Source organism: Actinomadura sp. 7K507 (genome assembly GCF_004348425.1).
Classification (GTDB): Bacteria; Actinomycetota; Actinomycetes; order Streptosporangiales; family Streptosporangiaceae; genus Spirillospora.
In genome coordinates, this window is record NZ_SMKK01000517.1 from 1 (window position 1) to 1,629 (window position 1,629).

The window sequence follows — 1,629 nt, forward strand, 5'->3', positions numbered from 1 at the left end:
CGGCTCTGTCCCGTAGTCGGTGGTGACGCTGGGTTTCGTTCATGCGAGCAGGATGCGGTGGCGGAGGAGGTCGAATCCCGCGCGTCCGTGCATCTGCCTCATGAGCCGTTTGGTGTGGGTGTTGACGCCTTCGGTGCGGCCGTTGTGGTGCGGGAGGGTGAGGCCGGCGTTCACGGCAGGCCGGTCGAGTTCCAGGCCGTTGGTGAATCCGTGCAGGTGAGGCAAGGCTGCGCTGCGTGCGGTGGCGATCCATGTGGTGAGCTTGCGGTCGTTTCCCGCGGCGGGTGTGAGCAGGGCGGCGAAGCCGCCCACCAGAGTGGCGAGTTGGGTCATCTCCGGGCAGGCTGCGGCGATCTTCTCCAGTAGGGCGGTGTCCTTGGGACGCAGATGCCGGGGATCGGTGAGCAGCAGGCGGGTGGCGTGGCGCGGGGTGGTGACGGGACGGTCGCCTTCGGCGCGGCCTTGGTTGAGGTAGCGGACCAGCAGGTTGGCGCTGCCGGGGTATCCCAGCTCTCGGATCTCCTGCAGGAGGTGGGTGACCGGGACGGCGGGATCGGCGGCGCGGCGGGCCCGCAGGTGTTCGCGGTACGGGTCGACGAGGGTGGGCCGGTAGATGGGGGCAATGCGCAGTGTGGTGGGTTCGGGCATACGGGCGTACCGTTTGACGGTGTTCAGGGCCAGGCCCACGCGGCGGGCGCAGTCGAGCAGGCCGACGCCCTGGCCAAGCAGGTCGTGGATCTTGTTCCAGCGCTCGAGGGTGCTCTGCTCGCGTACTCCGCCGGGGCGAGGTGGGTTGATGGTGGCCCAGCAGCCGGTGTGCGCGCGGACCTCGAGCAAGACCTTGTCACAGAGGTTGCGCCACAGATGCCACCTGTCACTGACCTGCACCGCGTCGGGCAGAGCACGGCGTACGGCTTCGGCGTAGGCGGCAGATCCGTCCCGGCACACCACCTCAGCACCAGGGTGTTCGCGTAGCCAGGCTTCCAGCGTCGCCGCCTCGCGATCGGGCAGTACAGCGACGCGTCGGCCGGTTTCGGCATCGATGATGATCGTGGCGTAGCGGTGCCGGCGACGCAGCGCGAAATCGTCCACGCCGATCACTGGCGGCACCGGCTGCTGCGGCACCGGCAGGCGCCGCAGCAGGCGCAGAGCCGTACTGCGCGAGATCGGTGTGGCCAGGACACGGGCAAGGCGGGCGCTCGCGCGGCCGCATAACTCCCGTGTCACCTCCGATAGCTGCCTGGTCAATCGCACCGTCCGACGCTGATGGCGCTCCAGCAGGCCTGGGATCTGCTCGCGGAAGGTCTGCCGTCGGCACCCCGGAACCTGGCAGACCAGCCGCCGCACGCGCAGGTGCAGTACCACCCGACGGCCGTCCACCGGCACGTCCGCTACCGTCCGCCCGTGATAGGCGTGGACCTTCGACGCCGGCGTCCCGCACAACGGACAGGGCACCGGATCGTCCCTGGTGCGTGCCGCGACGAGCACCGCATCAACGCCGTCCGACACCCCCTCGACGACCACAGCCGCAAGCCCCGAAAACACCGTTGCCACAAGAGAGTTGACGTCGAACACGCCTGATGATCACAGAAGCGCACCCAGCGTCACCACCGACTACGGGACAGAGCC

At 69.1% G+C, this 1,629-nt stretch carries 1 protein-coding gene; it reads right to left on the reverse strand.

Features of this window, described 5'->3' with window-relative positions:
* Positions 1–39: 39 nt before the first annotated feature.
* Positions 40–1,545, reverse strand: a complete 1,506-nt coding sequence (locus tag E1285_RS44995; RefSeq protein WP_207947313.1) for an ISL3 family transposase — start codon at positions 1,543–1,545, stop codon at positions 40–42.
* Positions 1,546–1,629 lie beyond the last annotated feature (84 nt).